This is a genomic window from Enterobacter cloacae complex sp. 2024EL-00227 (assembly GCF_043945315.1).
Classification (GTDB): domain Bacteria; phylum Pseudomonadota; class Gammaproteobacteria; order Enterobacterales; family Enterobacteriaceae; genus Enterobacter; species Enterobacter roggenkampii.
The window spans coordinates 369,677-384,718 of record NZ_JBIMQP010000004.1 but is presented as its reverse complement, the minus strand read 5'-3'; the positions used below and the strand labels follow the sequence as shown (position 1 = coordinate 384,718).

Sequence of the window (15,042 nt, the reverse complement as noted above, 5' to 3'; positions counted from 1 at the left end):
TCATTCCTCTTTTTCTTGTCGATGCTAAACCATTGCACCGGCACGTAATTGCTGTAACAGGCGCTCCACGGGAGCCGCCAGTCCGACTGATGGCGGTTGCGCTAAGTTATACCAGAGAGCGGTGCCTTCATCCATGCACGAGGCGACGGAGGACACGGGAAGCCACATCGGCACAATATCCAGATGGAAATGGCTGAAGGTATGGCGAAACGCGGTCAGCTGCGTCAGGTTATCGGCAGCAATCCCGCGCTGTTTAAGCCATTCACGCAGCAAGTCTTCATCTTCAAACTGTGGGAAGCAGTATAGACCACCCCACAGACCGCTCGGCGGACGCTGGGCGAGGAAGACCTCATCGCCGTGCTGCATCAGCAGCATATAGCCGGTGCGCTCCGGCAGCGTCTGTTTGGGTTTCTTGCCCGGATACTGCGCCCAGGAATGGTTGGCATACGCCACGCAAAGATTATTCACCGGGCAGAGCTCGCATTTAGGTTTTGAGCGCGTGCAGACCATGGCGCCGAGATCCATCATCGCCTGGTTGAAACGCTCGACGCCGTTGGCTGGGGTAACCGCTTCAGTGATTTCCCAAAGGCGTTTTTCAACATCCTTCTTCCCCGGCCAGCCGTCAACGGCATAGCAGCGTGCCAGCACGCGCTTCACATTGCCGTCGAGGATCGGGAAATGCTTGCCTAAAGACAGGGAGAGAATAGCGCCTGCGGTCGAACGCCCGACGCCGGGTAAGTCCGCCACCTCGTCGAAAGTTTCCGGGAATTTACCGTTGTGGCGCGTCGCGACCTGCTGTGCGGCCTTGTGCAGGTTGCGCGCGCGGGCGTAATAGCCAAGCCCGGTCCACAGGTGCAGCACCTCGTCAAGCGGGGCGTTCGCCAGATCGGTGACCGTCGGGAAGCGCGCCATAAAACGCTCGAAGTAAGGGATCACCGTGGCGACCTGCGTTTGTTGCAACATCACCTCGGAGAGCCATACTTTGTAAGGCGTTTTTTCAATTTGCCAGGGCAGGGTTTTACGCCCGTATTTGTCGTACCAGTCCAGCACCTGGGCTGAAAATTGAGAGGCTTGCATGGTCATCGATTCGCATAATCAGGGACGCAGATTGCAGCACAGCGTCAATCTGCTGTAAACCGGATCTTTCCCATGCTTGCATAGAAGCCTTAACTTTGGATAATGCCCGTTTCCCGAACATTCTCACAAGCAGACAACTCTTTTATGAAAAACGACGTCATTTCACCGGAATTTGATGAAAACGGTCGCCCGCTGCGCCGTATTCGCAGCTTTGTCCGTCGTCAGGGCCGCCTGACAAAAGGTCAGCAACACGCGCTGGACAACTACTGGCCGGTGATGGGCGTTGAGTTCAGCGAGCAGCCTCTGGATTTTGCCGAGCTGTTTGGCCGCGACGCGCCGGTCACGCTGGAAATTGGCTTCGGTATGGGCGCCTCGCTGGTGACCATGGCGAAAGCGCGCCCGGAGCAGAACTTCCTCGGTATCGAAGTCCACTCCCCGGGCGTCGGTGCGTGTCTGGCAACGGCCCATGAAGAGGGCGTTGAGAACCTGCGCGTGATGTGTCACGACGCGGTGGAAGTGCTGCACAAAATGATTCCTGACAATTCTTTAACCATGGTTCAGCTCTTTTTCCCTGACCCGTGGCATAAAGCGCGTCATAATAAACGCCGTATCGTTCAGGCGCCGTTTGCCGAGCTGGTTAAAAGCAAGCTGAAGCTGGGCGGTGTCTTCCATATGGCGACCGACTGGGAACCGTATGCGGAACATATGCTGGAAGTGATGTCGTCGCTCGACGGTTATAAAAACCAGTCTGCGAATAACGACTATGTACCGCGTCCGGAATCGCGTCCGGTAACGAAATTTGAACAGCGTGGCCATCGTCTTGGTCACGGTGTATGGGACTTAATGTTCGAGAGGGTGAAATAATGGCAAAGAATCGTAGCCGTCGTCTGCGTAAAAAGATGCACATCGAAGAATTCCAGGAAGTGGGCTTCTCCGTTGCGTGGCGTTTCCCGGAAGGCACCAGCGTTGAGCAGATCGATCAGGACGTGGATGCGTTCATCAACGAGGTGATCGAGCCAAACAAACTGGCCTTCGACGGTAGCGGCTATCTGGCCTGGGAAGGTCTGATCTGCACCCAGGAAGTGGGTAAATGCACCGAAGAACATCAGGCCCTGGTCCGTAAATGGCTTGAAGACCACAAGCTCGAAGATGTCCGCGTCAGCGAACTTTTCGACGTTTGGTGGGACTAATTAAGCAGTCAAGGGCCAGCATTAGCTGGCCCGTTTTGTCTGAGGGAGTGTTTAAGATGCGCAAAACGTTGCTGGCAGTTGCTTTGATGGCAACCGTATTCACCGCCCATGCGGATTATCAATGTAGCGTCACCCCGCGTGATGACGTGGTGTTAAGCCCGCAAACCGTGCAGGTCAAAGGCGAGAACGGCAATCTGGTAATTACGCCAGAAGGGAACGTCACCTATAACGGCAAGCAGTACAACCTGACTGCCGCACAGCGCGAGCAGGCGAAAGACTACCAGTCCGAATTGCGTACCGCGCTGCCGTGGATTAATGAAGGTGCCCTGACGCGCGTCGAAAAGAGCCGCGTGGCGCTGGATAAGATCATCACCAAAGAGGTGGGTGAGAGCAGTAACATGCGCACCCGCCTGACGAAGCTGGACAAGCAGCTTAAAGAACAGATGAACCGCATTATCGAGACGCGCTCCGACGGCCTGACGTTCCACTATAAGGCGATCGATCAGGTCCGTGCTGACGGGCAGCAGCTGGTGAACCAGGCGATGGGCGGCATCCTGCAGGACAGCATCAACGAGATGGGCGCCAAAGCGGTGCTGAAAGGCGGCGGTAACCCGCTGCAGGGCGTGCTGGGCAGTCTGGGCGGCCTGCAAACCTCCATTCAGAACGAGTGGAAAAACCAGGAAGATGATTTCCAGCAGTTCGGCAAAGACGTGTGTAAGCGCGTGGTGTCGCTGGAAGATAGCCGGAAGGCGCTGGTGGGGACGCTGAAGTAAGGTCTCTGCGCGCTGGGCCCCTCACCCTAACCCTCTCCCCAAAGGGGCGAGGGGATGGTTTGCTCCCTCTCCCTTTCAGGGAGAGGGCCGGGGTGAGGGTTGCAGCATTTGCAGTGTCTCAAGGATCTTTTCCAACACAGCCTCTTCATTATTCCAAAGTTCGTTGTTCCAGAATCGAATAACGTGCCAGCCCTTTTGGTTTAACCACAACGTCCTTTGATGATCGTATTCCTGATTTTCATCATGCTGTCCGCCATCCAGCTCAACTGCCAGACGTGCTTCGCAGCAGGCGAAATCCAGTATGTAGTTTCCTACCGGATGCTGTCGGCGAAATTTATAATTTTCGAAACGGCGGCTGCGCAGTAGATACCAAAGCCGCCTTTCTTCCGTTGTCAGCTCGCGTCTGAGCTGTTTTGCATATGAACGCGTAATTTCCATCCCCACACTCTGCCAGCCTTTCCCTCAGCTGGCAGAACGGGATGCAAAATCCTGAATCAGCCTTCAGCTTCTTCGGCGAGGAACAGCTCAAGAAGGGAATTGAGGAACAGTTTGCCGTGCTCGGTGATCTGCCAGTATTCCTCACATTCCGTGAGATACCCCTGCGCCAGCGCTTCGTCGATCTGCGGGCGAATCACCGACTCCGGCAGCCCGGTGTACAGCGCAAACTCAGCGCGCGGCGCGGCTTCCAGCAGACGGAAGCGGTTCATAAAGAACTCAAACGGCTTATCCGCCGCCTCGACGTCGTGCTGACGCTCCAGGTAGCGGCCTTCCATATACCCGCGCGGGTGGCGGGTTTTGGCAGTACGCAGAATACGCCCGTCCGGGAAGGTCACCTTGCCGTGCGCGCCGCAGCCAATGCCCAGATAGTCGCCAAAGCGCCAGTAGTTCAGGTTGTGCTGACACTGATAGCCCGGCTTTGCATATGCCGACGTTTCGTACTGCTGATAGCCCGCAGCGGTTAACAGCTGGTGACCCTGCTCGAAGATATCCCACAGCGCGTCGTCATCCGGCAGCACCGGCGGACGCGAGCCAAACAGGGTGTTGGGCTCGATGGTGAGCTGGTACCACGACAGATGAGGGGGATTCAGCGCAATGGCCTGGCGCAAATCGTCCAGCGCCTCGTCCAGAGACTGATCCGGCAGGCCGTGCATCAGATCGAGGTTAAAGCTGCGAAGATTAAGACCGGTCGCCAGGTTTGCCGCGCGTTTCGCCTCTTCCGGGCCGTGAATACGCCCCAGGCGCTTCAGCTTCGGCTCGCTAAAGCTCTGCACGCCGATGGAGATGCGGTTCACGCCCGCGCGCTGGTAGTCGACAAAACGGTCGGACTCAACGGTGCCGGGGTTGGCTTCCATCGTAATTTCAGCATCCGCTGCCAGGTTCAGGCGCGCACGCACGCCGTCCAGCAGCGTTTGCATCGCCGGGCCTGACAGCAGGCTCGGCGTACCGCCACCAATGAAAATGGTCTTAACTTCACGTCCCTGTGCGTAAGGTACATCGGCATCCAGGTCGGCCAGCAGATGCGCAACGTAGTCATCGTGCGGCACTTCGCCCTTCAGCGCGTGCGAGTTGAAATCGCAGTACGGGCATTTTTGCACGCACCACGGGATGTGAATATAAAGACTCAGAGGTGGCAAATTAGCCATTACGCAGTGCTTCCAGTAACAGTTTCAGCGCGCGTCCGCGGTGGGATATCGCGCTTTTTTCTTCGCGGGTCAGTTCCGCAGCGGTTTTGCCCTCGGAAGGGACAAAGAAAATCGGGTCGTAACCAAAGCCGCCGTTGCCAGCCGCTTCACGGGTAATCACGCCCGGCCAGCTGCCGTGGCAGACGATCGGCGTCGGGTCTTCCGCGTGACGCAGATAGACCAGCACGCAGTGGAACTGCGCGGTGCGCTGTTCGTCCGGGACGTCTTTCAGGGCGACAAGCAGCTTTTCCAGATTCTGCTGGTCGGTAGCGTCAACGCCGGAATAGCGGGCAGAGTAGATCCCCGGCGCGCCGCCGAGGGCGTCTACGGCCAGGCCGGAGTCGTCGGCAATCGCGGGGAGGCCAGTTACCTGCGCAGCGTGGCGCGCTTTAATGATCGCGTTTTCGATAAACGTCAGTCCCGTCTCTTCGGCGGAATCCACGCCAAGATCGGTCTGGGCGACCACGTCCAGACCAAAATCATTTAATAGCGAGGCCAGCTCGCGCACTTTACCGGCGTTGCCGGTCGCGAGAACAACTTTCTGCATGGTTTAGTCCTGTTCTGTCAGAGCCGCGACTACCGTCGGGATAGATTGCGGATTAAGGATTTTTACCTGTTTATGTCGCCCCAGTTCGCCTTTTTCAATGATGACCTGGCTTTTGGCGACGCGAAACTGTTTTGCCAGATATTTGGTCAGATGCGCGTTCGCCTGGCCGTCAACCGGCGGGGCAGTGATGGCGACTTTTAACTCGTCGCCATGCAGTCCAACAATACCGTCACGGCTGGCTTTCGGCTGAATATACAGCCGTAAAACCAGCCCGTCAGCGCAGGTGCTTACGGCACTCATAGCGCCATCCACAGCCCCGGCAGCAGCATATCGCCCGTGGACTGCAGCAGTTCAGCGACCCCCATGTTGATCACATAGAGCAGCAGAACCAGGATCATCGGCGAAAAATCGATGCCGCCCATAGACGGAAGCAGGTTACGGATCGGGCGCAGCAGCGGCTCGGTCAGCTGAATCAAGGCGTACTCCACCGGGCTACGGCCCTGGCTCACCCAGCTCATGATCGCCATGACCAGCAGCACCCAGAAGATCAGCAGACCGATGGTTTTGATCAAAATCAGGACGGCGACAATCCAGATAATCGGCTGGAAGGTGAAGACCATAAACAGCACAATCGCTTTGATAACGCTCAGAATAAACGCCACCAGCAGAGACGAACTGTCGATGGGCCCCATGGCCGGGATAATACGGCGCAGCGGTCCGACAACAGGCTGCGTGATTTTCACGACAAACTGCGAGAACGGATTGTAAAAATCACAGCGGGCCCACTGCATCCAGACGCGCAGCAAAAGCGCCATCGTGTACAGCTCAATGACCGTTGAGAGCAGGAAAGTCAACGTCTTCATGGCGTTCCTCAGGTTTCCTTATTATTTTGAGTAGTCGCGCGCACCGAAAATTGCCGTGCCGATGCGCACCATCGTGCTGCCTGCCGCAATGGCGGCTTCCATATCATCCGACATGCCCAGAGAAAGCGTGTCTACCGTGTTATAGCGCGCTTTAAGCGCCTCAAATGCTACAGCCATTTGCTGTGCCACGGCAAACTGCCTTTCATAACTTGACTCAGGCGCCGGGATTGCCATCAAACCACGCAGGCTTAAGCGCGGCAGTTCGGCCACCTCGGCTGCCAGCGCATCCAGCTCGCTCAGCGCAATACCGGACTTGCTGTTTTCATCGCTGATGTTGATTTGAATCAGCACGTTAAGCGCTGGCATCTCTGCCGGACGCTGGTCGTTCAGGCGTGTCGCAATGCGCAGACGGTCAACGGTATGGCACCAGTCGAAGTGCTCCGCCACCAGACGGCTTTTGTTCGACTGCAGTGGGCCGATAAAGTGCCACTGCAGATCCGTCTTCCCCTGTTCCTGGAAGTAGCGAATTTTATCCACGCCTTCCTGGACGTAGTTTTCACCAAACGCCCGCTGGCCTGCGTCAATGGCTTCTGCGATGGCGCTCGCAGGCTTGGTTTTGCTGACTGCAAGCAGCGTAATTTCTTCTGAAGCCCGGCCGCAACACGTTGCGGCGGCTGAGATTTTGTCCCGGACCTGTGCCAGGTTATGCGCAATGTCGTTCATTTTCCGAGGAGTAGTCTATGGATGTGGAAGAAATTGTGGCCCTTAGTGTAAAGCATAACGTCTCCGATCTACACCTGTGCAGTGATTCGCCACCCCGCTGGCGCAGAACGGGCCGCCTTGAACCGGCACCGTTTCCTTCTCCGGACCTCGGGACGTTGTTAAAAGCGTGGCTCAACGATGAGCAGCAGGGGATATGGTGGGCCAACGGGCAGGTGGATTTTGCCGCGACGGTGGCGGGAGGCCAGCGCCTGCGCGGCAGTGCCTTTAAGCAGATGCGCGGAGTCTCTGTGACGCTGCGGCTGTTGCCGCGTAGCTGTCCGCAGCTCGCTTCACTGGGCGCGCCGAGGGCCATCCCGGAACTGTTAACCAATGCGTCCGGGTTGATTCTGGTGACGGGGGCGACCGGCAGCGGCAAATCCACGACGCTGGCGGCGATGGTCGATTTTCTCAACCACCATACTGACGGCCATATTCTCACGCTCGAAGATCCGGTGGAGTTTATCTATCAGAGCGCACGTTGCCTGATCCAGCAGCGGGAGATCGGTCAGCACAGCCCGTCATTTGCCGACGCGCTGCGCAGTGCCTTACGCCAGGATCCGGACGTGATTTTACTGGGAGAGCTGCGCGACAGCGAAACGATCCGCCTGGCGCTAACGGCAGCGGAGACCGGGCATCTGGTGCTGGCGACGCTGCATACGCGCGGGGCATCGCAGGCGATTGAGCGGCTGGTCGATACGTTCCCGGCGCAGGAGAAAGATCCGGTGCGTAACCAGCTGGCCGGCAGCCTGCGGGCGGTGCTTGCGCAGAAGCTGGTTCCTGACTTACAGGACGGGCGCGTCGCGCTGTATGAGCTGCTGGTGAATACCGCGGCGGCGGCGAATCTCATTCGCGAAGGAAAAACGTGGCAGCTGCCCGGTATCATTCAAACCGGTCAGCAGGCAGGCATGCAGAATTTTGACCAGAGCCAGGCGGAGAGACGGGCGCAGGGGCGGCTGTAGGCCCCTGTGCTTAAAAGCCCTGCTCGAAATAGCTTTCGAGGATGATGACGGCAGAAGCGGAGTCCACGCTGCCTTTACTGAGCGCGCGGAAGCCACCGTGCTCAAACAGACCCGCACGCGCTTCGACGGTGCTGAGACGCTCATCGTGCAGCTTGACGGAGACGCCAAAGCGGCCATGGATTTTATTGGCGAACTTACGCGCCCGGGCAGTCAGCGGCTGTTCGGTACCGTCCATGTTGAGCGGTAATCCGACAATCACGTCATCCGGCTGCCACTCTTTGAGCAGACGCTCAATGAGGTTCCAGTCCGGCGTACCGTCGTTGGCCTTGAGGGCGGTAAGCGGACGCGCGGTACCGGTGATGCGCTGCCCCACGGCGACGCCAATGCTTTTAGTGCCAAAATCGAAGGCCAGAAGCGTTCCGCTCATCAGGCGTGCCCCGCTACGCCAGGCATGGTCAGGATATCAATACCAATCAGCTTCGCCGCGTCGCGCCAGCGATCGGCAATCGGCGTTTTAAACAGGATATTCATGTCCGCAGGGGCGGTGAGCCAGGCGTTATCGAGGATCTCCTGCTCAAGCTGGCCTTTCTCCCACGACGAATAGCCCAGCGCCACCAGCACTTCAGAAGGCTGCTCTGCGGTGCCCAGCGTTTCGAGCACGTCACGCGAGGTGGTGATGACGGTGTTATCCGAAATGCGGATACTGGAAGAGAACACCGGCGGCGTATGCAGGATAAAGCCGCGATCTTCTGCAAGAGGTCCACCCAGCATCACGGGCTTATCAAGCCGGATCTCCGGCAGTCGCGCTTCAGCCGGGATTTTCAGCTTGTCCAGAATCCCTTCAACCTGAAGATTTTCCAGCGGTTTATTAATGATAATACCCATCGCGCCGTCTTCATTGTATTCACAAATATAAACCACGGCGCGGCGAAAAATCGGGTCCTGGAGAGCAGGCATGGCAATAAGAAAGTGATGCTGTAAATTCATTGTCAGAGGTACTGTTTCCTGGTTTAAAAAGCGACAGCGACCAGTATGCGGAGAAACCCGGGCGCTGTCACTCATTGGTGGGTTATTTCTGCAGGCGTTTTTCGATGGCGTCCATCAGCATTCCGGTGATCGAGACCGGGAATTCCGCTTCAATTTCACGAATGCAGGTCGGGCTGGTGACGTTCACTTCGGTCAGACGATCGCCGATGATATCCAGTCCGACGAAGATCAGGCCTTTGGCTTTCAGCGTTGGGCCAACGCGGCGGGCAATTTCCCAGTCGCTTTCGGTCAACGGGCGCGGCTCACCGCGACCGCCGGCCGCCAGGTTACCACGGGTTTCGCCACCCTGCGGGATACGCGCCAGGCAGTAAGGGACCGGTTCGCCATCCACCACCAGCACGCGTTTGTCGCCGTCCTTGATCGCCGGAATATAGTTCTGTGCCATGCAGTAACGGGTGCCCAGTTCGGTCAGGGTTTCGGCAATCACGCCAATGTTCGGGTCGCCTTCTTTCACGCGGAAAATCGACGCGCCGCCCATCCCGTCCAGCGGCTTCATGATGATGTCGCCGTGCTTCTGCCAGAATGCCTTCAACTGCGCTTTGCTGCGGGTCACCAGGGTTTCCGGCGTCAGGTCAGAGAACCAGGCGGTATAGAGCTTCTCGTTACAGTCGCGCAGGCTCTGCGGCTTGTTGACGATCAGCGTGCCTTTCTCTTCTGCACGTTCAAGGATATAGGTGCAGTAGATATACTCGGTGTCGAACGGCGGATCTTTACGCATCAGAATGACGTTGAGATCGGCCAGGGCAATGTCCTGCTCTGTGCCAAATTCATACCATTTGTCGTAGTTCTGCTCGACGTTAACGATGCGGGTGCGCGCGCGGGCTTCACCGTTGATCAGGTAAAGATCGTTCATCTCCATATAGTGGAGTTCATAGCCGCGACGCTGCGCTTCCAGCAGCATGGCGAAGCTGGAATCTTTCTTGATGTTGATGTTTGCGATGGGGTCCATCACGATGCCGAGCTTGATCATCTTTCTCTCCAATAATGCGTCAACCCAGATCGCCAAACCGTACCTGTAGCGCGGTAATGGCCGTGAGTGCCGTTGTCTCAGTGCGCAGAACGCGAGGTCCCAACAGAATATCAGTAAACTGGTAACGTGCCGTCATCGCAATTTCGTCCGCCGACAGGCCGCCTTCAGGCCCAATCAGCAGGCGAACGCGCTCAACGGGCAGCGGCAGCGTATTGATGCTGGCGCTGGCGCGCGGATGAAGATTGAGCTTCAGCCCACTGTCCTCTTCTGCACACCACTCCTCCAGATCCATCGCCGGGCGGATCTCCGGAATACGGTTGCGGCCACTCTGTTCGCAAGCCGCGATGGCAATTTTCTGCCACTGCTGGATCTTTTTGTTCAGACGTTCCGCATCCAGTTTAACGCCACAGCGCTCAGAAAAAAGTGGCGTAATGAGGCTTACACCCAGTTCAATGGATTTCTGGATCGTGAACTCCATTTTCTCGCCGCGCGACATCACCTGGCCCAGATGGATATGCAGCGGTGATTCCCGGTCATCCACTTCACCGCGCAGGACGTTCACGTGTACGCTTTTTTTATCCGCCCGCGTGATTTCCGCGTCGAAAACCTGGTTAGAGCCGTCGAACAATTGTATTGCCTGGCCGGCGCCCATGCGCAGCACGCGGCCAACGTGGTTGGCGGCGTCATCAGACAGGGCGATTTCACGGCCTGCGGTAATCAGTTCAGGATGGTAAATGCGGGGAATGCGCATAGTCAGAAATTCCATGTGTCATACGATGTAAGCGAATTGCCGCTAGTGTAGGTTAGCTCTTTTGCGCCTGGCAAGCCCGCTGGACGTAAGGGTTGTGATTCCCCTGGACTCTGGCGATACGCTCGTCGCGCTGGCATTCCCACTCCGTCACCGGGTACTGCTTGTCCCAGGCGTTGAACAACTGGGTCTGCTGGCGGGAGAGGTTGAGATCGTAACGGTCGCGCATATAGAAATAGGTGCGGGCAATGCTGCCGCGCGCGCGGGCAGGGGGCTCGGCGACTTTCTCTTTAAAATCAATCTTCATACCGCACTGGCCGTACTGACCTTCGCCACCGTTCCACTGGCTGTACATGAAGTTGCCGCGATCGCCGTTCACTTCGCCCACCGCGGGCTGCAGGTTATGCATGTCGCTTTCCATCTGGCGGTATACCGGATCTTTGGCGCAGTTTTTACGTCCGCCATCCTGCCAGCACTGGCGCTGGTGGCCAAACTGCCATGCCGGAACGACATGTTCCCATTCAATACGGCTGGCGCGGTTTTCGTTTTTACGCACCTTGTAGCCGCAGGACTCAAGGTCAACGACCCCTTTTTTACCCTGCCAGTTAATTTTACAGCCGCAGTAGAAATCGCCCGGTACGTCAGCGTTGACCTTTACACCGGCCGCTTTGGCCTGAGAGAAACTGTTGATACCGTCGGCCAGGGCGTGGCCTGAGAGCGCCGTCGTCAGAAAGGCGACCGCGAGAGAAAAATTACGGGACATCTTACACTCCGTGTCAAAACGAGCCCGCAACGTAACGAATGTTGTTCCTGTATGCAATCAGTCAGATCAGGAAAGTTCCTGAAAGTTCAGGTCATTACTCCGCAATCAGCGGCTCGCCGCATTTCACGCAGCGGTAGGTTGCCTCGCCGCGCACCACGCGATTATGGCGGCGGACGGTAAGCTGATGTTGCTGACACTGGCAGCGGTAGGGGAAGGTATTGCGGCGCACCGATTCCAGCTCGAACTGATGGGTTCTGCGCGCCGGAACGCCGAGCACCGCTTCCATCATCCACTTCCACTCCTTGCCGTGGGGGTCGACGCGTCCGAAGTGTTTCCACACCAGCAGGTGCGCCAGCTCGTGCGGCACCACCTCATCAATAAACGCCTGCTGGTTCTCCATCATCAGAACCGGGTTCAGGCGGATCTCATAGGATTCCAGCCAGGCGGTACCGGCCGAGGTGCCACGCTGCTGGTAGACGAGTTTGGGTTCAGGGTAATTGCGACCAAGCTTCAGGTTCGCCTGGGCGAGTTTTTCCCGCAGGCTGCGCATAACGGCTTGCTGAATGGCGATGGGGAGACGGGGAGCTTTCATAGGGGCAGAGCATAAAGCGGGAAGCGGGGAGGCGCAAGAGGCGCCTCCCGCAAGAGGATCAGTCGTGGGCGCCGATTTCGCGCAGCGGGCGACCTTTCATCAGGTTACGTTCAATATGTTCCAGAGACACGTGTTTGGTTTCTGGAACCAGCCAGATGGTCAGCACAATAAAGAAGATGTTCAGACCGGCGTAGACCCAGAAGGTATTGGCATTGCCCAAGGTATTGAGCATGGTCAGGAACGTTGCGCCGACGATCATGTTGGCAATCCAGTTGGTTGCGGTAGAGCAGGTGATACCAAAATCACGTCCTTTCAGCGGCTGGATCTCAGAGCACAGCACCCAGATCAGCGGCCCGGCGCTCATCGCAAACCCGACGATAAACATCAGCAGCATGCCTACCGCAAAGTACTGGGCGGTTGGGGAGTGAATGCCCACATGCATCATGGTACCGAGGACGCCCATACCGGCCGCCATCACCAGGAAGCCCAGCGTCAGGGTTGGCTTACGTCCCCAGCGGTCCACCAGACCGATGGCGATAAAGGTCGCCAGCACGTTGGTCAGACCCACGATGACGGTCCCCCACATCTGCTCGGTGGTGTTGGTGTAACCCGCCAGCTCAAAGATTTTGGGCGCGTAGTACATGATGACGTTCATCCCGGTGAACTGCTGCATCACCTGGAGCAGCACGCCGAGGAACACCGCCCGGCGGAAGTTGCTGTTCTCTTTAAACAGCGCCCAGCCGGACTGTTTGACCTTCAGGCTTTCGCGGATCTCTTCCAGCTCGTTTTTCGCTTCCGCGCTGGTATCGCGCAGGCGCATCAGCACGCGTTCGGCATCGTGGAAGCGACGTTTTGCAGCAAACCAGCGCGGGCTGTCCGGCAGGAAGAAGACGCCAATCAGCAGCAGAACCGCAGGGATGATGATCACGCCGAGCATCCACCGCCATGCGCCGCTGTAGCTAAACGCGGTATCGGAAAGGTACGCGCCCAGGATACCGATGGTGATCATGAGCTGGTACATCGAAATCATACTGCCGCGGATTTTCTCCGGCGCGATTTCCGACAGATACAGTGGGGCGGTATAGGACGCCACGCCCACGGCCAGACCGAGCAGCACGCGGGAAACCAGCAGAACCTCAACGTTAGGTGCAGCAGCAGAGAAAAGTGAGCCGGCCACGAACAGGATCGCGCCAATCATCAGGCTCTTTTTACGTCCGAGTTTGAAGGAGAGCCAGCCGCTGCCGACGGCCCCAACGGCCGCACCGAACATCATGGAGCTGACCACCCATTCCTGGGTGTGAGCGCTAATCTGGAACTCGTCAGTGATGAAAGGTAATGCACCGGCAATCACGCCGATATCCAGGCCAAAAAGTAATCCTGCCAGGGCGGCGAGGAAACAGACGAAGAATGTCATCGCCTTGTTGGACGTACGCCCCTGTTTTTTATTGTCAGGCATTATGCCCTCCAGTTGGGTTATCAGTTTTATTGATGGTAAGGGTAGGTGAGCGACCCGTAAAAATATGTGAGATTAATCACATTGGTGTAATCGGTTACACTCGTGTGCAACCGTAAATAAAATTAAAGCTTTGAAAATATAGAGGTAAATGAAGTGAGGCGCATCGCGAAAGGAGATATTTCAGACTTAACTGAAAGGGAATGTAACAGCAGAAGAATGGCGATCATGCAAAGAGAATATTCTGAAAGCGGAGAGCTGCCGGTGCGGTGTAATCGGTTCCAAATGGTACACCTTTCAGCCGGGTGGCGGCTGCGCCTTACCCGGCCTACAAATGCCCAAAACTCGTAGGCCCGTGCAAGCGAAGCGCCGCCGGGCAAGGATGATCGCACAAATGCAAAAGGCCAGCCCGAAGGCTGGCCTTTTAAAAGCGATGACAGTCGATTACTTCAGACCGGCAGCTTCACGCAGCAGGGCGGCTTTGTCGGTTTTTTCCCATGGGAAATGTTCACGACCAAAGTGACCGTATGCAGCGGTTTCTTTGTAGATTGGGTGCAGCAGATCCAGCATCTGAATCAGGCCGTATGGGCGCAGGTCGAAGAACTCGCGCACCAGCAGGGTCAGCTGTTCTGAAGGCACTTTCTCGGTACCAAAGGTTTCCACCATGATGGAGGTGGGTTCAGCCACGCCGATGGCGTAGGAAACCTGAATCTCACAGCGGTCAGCCAGGCCGGCAGCAACGATGTTTTTCGCCACATAACGTGCCGCGTACGCTGCAGAACGGTCCACTTTTGATGGATCTTTACCGGAGAATGCGCCGCCACCGTGACGCGCCATGCCGCCGTAGGTATCAACGATGATTTTACGACCGGTCAGGCCGCAGTCACCCATTGGGCCGCCGATAACAAAGCGTCCGGTTGGGTTGATAAAGAATTTGGTGGCGCTGCTCAGCCATTCGGTTGGCAGAACCGGCTTGATGATCTCTTCCATCACTGCTTCTTGCAGGGATTTCTGATCGATATCTTCGGCATGCTGGGTAGACAGAACCACCGCGTCAATACCGACAATTTTACCGTCGTCGTACTGGAAGGTGACCTGGCTCTTCGCATCCGGGCGCAGCCACGGCAGGGTGCCGTTTTTACGCACTTCAGCCTGACGCTGCACCAGACGGTGTGCGTAGGTGACCGGCGCTGGCATCAGCACGTCGGTTTCGTTGGTTGCATAGCCGAACATCAGGCCCTGGTCGCCCGCGCCCTGTTCCAGCGGATCGGCACGGTCAACGCCCTGGTTGATGTCCGGAGACTGTTTGCCAATCGCGCTCAGTACCGCGCAGGAGTTGGCATCAAAGCCCATATCAGAATGCACATAACCGATCTCACGCACCGTGTTACGGGTGATCTCTTCGATATCAACCCATGCGCTGGTGGTGATCTCACCGCCAACCAGAACCATGCCGGTTTTGACATAGGTTTCACACGCGACGCGTGCTTTTGGATCCTGCGCGAGGATCGCATCCAGCACCGCATCGGAGATTTGGTCAGCAATTTTATCAGGATGTCCTTCTGATACGGACTCGGACGTAAACAGGTGTTTTGCCATGTTTTATTTCACCTAAG

Annotated in this window: 19 protein-coding genes; 4 read left to right on the top strand and 15 right to left on the bottom strand. The window is 57.0% G+C overall.

The genetic code is table 11. From position 1 onward, the window contains the following. Window positions 1–24: 24 nt before the first annotated feature. Window positions 25–1,077 carry an A/G-specific adenine glycosylase gene (gene mutY, locus ACHH0Z_RS10400; protein WP_186436497.1) on the bottom strand — a complete coding sequence of 351 codons (1,053 nt, stop codon included), beginning with the start codon at window positions 1,075–1,077 and terminating at the stop codon, window positions 25–27. A 144-nt stretch (window positions 1,078–1,221) separates the two neighbouring features. Between mutY and trmB the strand changes: the two genes are divergently transcribed. The 3 genes from trmB to ACHH0Z_RS10385 are packed head-to-tail and all read left to right on the top strand — an operon-like array spanning window position 1,222 to window position 3,040. Beyond that, window positions 1,222–1,941, top strand: coding sequence for a tRNA (guanosine(46)-N7)-methyltransferase TrmB (trmB, locus tag ACHH0Z_RS10395; protein WP_008499763.1), 720 nt, complete (start codon window positions 1,222–1,224; stop codon window positions 1,939–1,941). After that, complete coding sequence (locus ACHH0Z_RS10390; RefSeq protein ID WP_003862421.1) at window positions 1,941–2,267, top strand: YggL family protein; 327 nt, start codon at window positions 1,941–1,943, stop codon at window positions 2,265–2,267. Before trmB ends, ACHH0Z_RS10390 begins: the two co-directional genes overlap by 1 nt. A 56-nt stretch (window positions 2,268–2,323) precedes the next feature. Then, a complete protein-coding gene (locus tag ACHH0Z_RS10385; RefSeq protein ID WP_045407162.1) occupies window positions 2,324–3,040 on the top strand; it encodes a DUF2884 domain-containing protein in 717 nt (238 codons plus the stop codon). A 75-nt stretch (window positions 3,041–3,115) separates the two neighbouring features. On the opposite strand, the gene ACHH0Z_RS10380 is transcribed toward ACHH0Z_RS10385, so the two are convergent. The 6 genes from ACHH0Z_RS10380 to ACHH0Z_RS10355 are packed head-to-tail and all read right to left on the bottom strand — an operon-like array spanning window position 3,116 to window position 6,855. Then, complete coding sequence (locus tag ACHH0Z_RS10380; protein ID WP_071949300.1) at window positions 3,116–3,478, bottom strand: endonuclease domain-containing protein; 363 nt, start codon at window positions 3,476–3,478, stop codon at window positions 3,116–3,118. A gap of 56 nt (window positions 3,479–3,534) precedes the next feature. Beyond that, window positions 3,535–4,683: a radical SAM family heme chaperone HemW gene (gene hemW, locus ACHH0Z_RS10375; RefSeq protein ID WP_045407160.1), complete on the bottom strand. Its 1,149-nt coding sequence runs from the start codon at window positions 4,681–4,683 to the stop codon at window positions 3,535–3,537. After that, complete coding sequence (locus ACHH0Z_RS10370; protein WP_023294524.1) at window positions 4,676–5,269, bottom strand: XTP/dITP diphosphatase; 594 nt, start codon at window positions 5,267–5,269, stop codon at window positions 4,676–4,678. The genes hemW and ACHH0Z_RS10370 overlap by 8 nt, the downstream gene beginning before the upstream one ends. A 3-nt stretch (window positions 5,270–5,272) precedes the next feature. Then, the gene (gene yggU / locus ACHH0Z_RS10365; protein WP_045407157.1) at window positions 5,273–5,569 is read right to left on the bottom strand and encodes a DUF167 family protein YggU; all 297 of its coding nucleotides are present in this window, start codon (window positions 5,567–5,569) and stop codon (window positions 5,273–5,275) included. Further along, window positions 5,566–6,132, bottom strand: coding sequence for a YggT family protein (locus ACHH0Z_RS10360; RefSeq protein ID WP_008499757.1), 567 nt, complete (start codon window positions 6,130–6,132; stop codon window positions 5,566–5,568). Before ACHH0Z_RS10360 ends, yggU begins: the two co-directional genes overlap by 4 nt. Before the next feature lie 21 nt (window positions 6,133–6,153). Further along, complete coding sequence (locus tag ACHH0Z_RS10355) at window positions 6,154–6,855, bottom strand: YggS family pyridoxal phosphate-dependent enzyme (RefSeq protein WP_045407154.1); 702 nt, start codon at window positions 6,853–6,855, stop codon at window positions 6,154–6,156. Between the two features lie 17 nt (window positions 6,856–6,872). Here ACHH0Z_RS10355 and ACHH0Z_RS10350 point away from each other — a divergent pair, with 17 nt between their 5' ends. Further along, window positions 6,873–7,853 carry a type IV pilus twitching motility protein PilT gene (locus tag ACHH0Z_RS10350; RefSeq protein WP_045407153.1) on the top strand — a complete coding sequence of 327 codons (981 nt, stop codon included), beginning with the start codon at window positions 6,873–6,875 and terminating at the stop codon, window positions 7,851–7,853. Between the two features lie 10 nt (window positions 7,854–7,863). Here the strand turns inward: ACHH0Z_RS10350 and ruvX are convergent, their stop codons facing one another. From ruvX to metK, 8 genes are all read right to left on the bottom strand, one after another. Further along, window positions 7,864–8,280, bottom strand: a complete 417-nt coding sequence (gene ruvX / locus ACHH0Z_RS10345) for a Holliday junction resolvase RuvX (RefSeq protein WP_023326041.1) — start codon at window positions 8,278–8,280, stop codon at window positions 7,864–7,866. Then, window positions 8,280–8,840: a YqgE/AlgH family protein gene (locus tag ACHH0Z_RS10340; RefSeq protein WP_008499752.1), complete on the bottom strand. Its 561-nt coding sequence runs from the start codon at window positions 8,838–8,840 to the stop codon at window positions 8,280–8,282. Before ACHH0Z_RS10340 ends, ruvX begins: the two co-directional genes overlap by 1 nt. A gap of 82 nt (window positions 8,841–8,922) precedes the next feature. Continuing rightward, on the bottom strand, window positions 8,923–9,870 hold the full coding sequence (gshB, locus tag ACHH0Z_RS10335; RefSeq protein WP_008499751.1) for a glutathione synthase: 948 nt from the start codon (window positions 9,868–9,870) through the stop codon (window positions 8,923–8,925). Between the two features lie 19 nt (window positions 9,871–9,889). Continuing rightward, window positions 9,890–10,621, bottom strand: coding sequence for a 16S rRNA (uracil(1498)-N(3))-methyltransferase (gene rsmE / locus ACHH0Z_RS10330; protein WP_021242075.1), 732 nt, complete (start codon window positions 10,619–10,621; stop codon window positions 9,890–9,892). A gap of 52 nt (window positions 10,622–10,673) precedes the next feature. Continuing rightward, window positions 10,674–11,381, bottom strand: coding sequence for a deoxyribonuclease I (gene endA, locus ACHH0Z_RS10325; RefSeq protein ID WP_021242074.1), 708 nt, complete (start codon window positions 11,379–11,381; stop codon window positions 10,674–10,676). 94 nt (window positions 11,382–11,475) lie between these two features. Next, window positions 11,476–11,973: a SprT family zinc-dependent metalloprotease gene (locus ACHH0Z_RS10320; protein ID WP_045407151.1), complete on the bottom strand. Its 498-nt coding sequence runs from the start codon at window positions 11,971–11,973 to the stop codon at window positions 11,476–11,478. A gap of 58 nt (window positions 11,974–12,031) precedes the next feature. After that, window positions 12,032–13,429 carry a galactose/proton symporter gene (gene galP / locus ACHH0Z_RS10315; protein ID WP_008499747.1) on the bottom strand — a complete coding sequence of 466 codons (1,398 nt, stop codon included), beginning with the start codon at window positions 13,427–13,429 and terminating at the stop codon, window positions 12,032–12,034. Between the two features lie 441 nt (window positions 13,430–13,870). Continuing rightward, entirely contained in the window at window positions 13,871–15,025 is a 1,155-nt protein-coding gene (gene metK, locus ACHH0Z_RS10310; protein ID WP_008499745.1) for a methionine adenosyltransferase, read from the bottom strand. Between the last annotated feature and the right edge of the window lie 17 nt (window positions 15,026–15,042).

Excerpts from the sequence above, each read along its gene's own strand:
- mutY (WP_186436497.1), bottom strand. The coding sequence starts at position 1,077 with ATGCAAGCCTCTCAATTTTCAGCCCAGGTGCTGGACTGGTACGACAAA.
- endA (WP_021242074.1), bottom strand. The coding sequence starts at position 11,381 with ATGTCCCGTAATTTTTCTCTCGCGGTCGCCTTTCTGACGACGGCGCTC.
- ruvX (WP_023326041.1), bottom strand. The coding sequence starts at position 8,280 with ATGAGCGGAACGCTTCTGGCCTTCGATTTTGGCACTAAAAGCATTGGC.
- gshB (WP_008499751.1), bottom strand. The coding sequence starts at position 9,870 with ATGATCAAGCTCGGCATCGTGATGGACCCCATCGCAAACATCAACATC.
- ACHH0Z_RS10390 (WP_003862421.1), top strand. The coding sequence starts at position 1,941 with ATGGCAAAGAATCGTAGCCGTCGTCTGCGTAAAAAGATGCACATCGAA.
- ACHH0Z_RS10380 (WP_071949300.1), bottom strand. The coding sequence starts at position 3,478 with ATGGAAATTACGCGTTCATATGCAAAACAGCTCAGACGCGAGCTGACA.
- metK (WP_008499745.1), bottom strand. The coding sequence starts at position 15,025 with ATGGCAAAACACCTGTTTACGTCCGAGTCCGTATCAGAAGGACATCCT.
- hemW (WP_045407160.1), bottom strand. The coding sequence starts at position 4,683 with ATGGCTAATTTGCCACCTCTGAGTCTTTATATTCACATCCCGTGGTGC.
- ACHH0Z_RS10350 (WP_045407153.1), top strand. The coding sequence starts at position 6,873 with ATGGATGTGGAAGAAATTGTGGCCCTTAGTGTAAAGCATAACGTCTCC.
- trmB (WP_008499763.1), top strand. The coding sequence starts at position 1,222 with ATGAAAAACGACGTCATTTCACCGGAATTTGATGAAAACGGTCGCCCG.
- ACHH0Z_RS10360 (WP_008499757.1), bottom strand. The coding sequence starts at position 6,132 with ATGAAGACGTTGACTTTCCTGCTCTCAACGGTCATTGAGCTGTACACG.
- ACHH0Z_RS10355 (WP_045407154.1), bottom strand. The coding sequence starts at position 6,855 with ATGAACGACATTGCGCATAACCTGGCACAGGTCCGGGACAAAATCTCA.
- rsmE (WP_021242075.1), bottom strand. The coding sequence starts at position 10,621 with ATGCGCATTCCCCGCATTTACCATCCTGAACTGATTACCGCAGGCCGT.
- yggU (WP_045407157.1), bottom strand. The coding sequence starts at position 5,569 with ATGAGTGCCGTAAGCACCTGCGCTGACGGGCTGGTTTTACGGCTGTAT.
- ACHH0Z_RS10370 (WP_023294524.1), bottom strand. The coding sequence starts at position 5,269 with ATGCAGAAAGTTGTTCTCGCGACCGGCAACGCCGGTAAAGTGCGCGAG.
- ACHH0Z_RS10340 (WP_008499752.1), bottom strand. The coding sequence starts at position 8,840 with ATGAATTTACAGCATCACTTTCTTATTGCCATGCCTGCTCTCCAGGAC.
- ACHH0Z_RS10385 (WP_045407162.1), top strand. The coding sequence starts at position 2,324 with ATGCGCAAAACGTTGCTGGCAGTTGCTTTGATGGCAACCGTATTCACC.
- ACHH0Z_RS10320 (WP_045407151.1), bottom strand. The coding sequence starts at position 11,973 with ATGAAAGCTCCCCGTCTCCCCATCGCCATTCAGCAAGCCGTTATGCGC.
- galP (WP_008499747.1), bottom strand. The coding sequence starts at position 13,429 with ATGCCTGACAATAAAAAACAGGGGCGTACGTCCAACAAGGCGATGACA.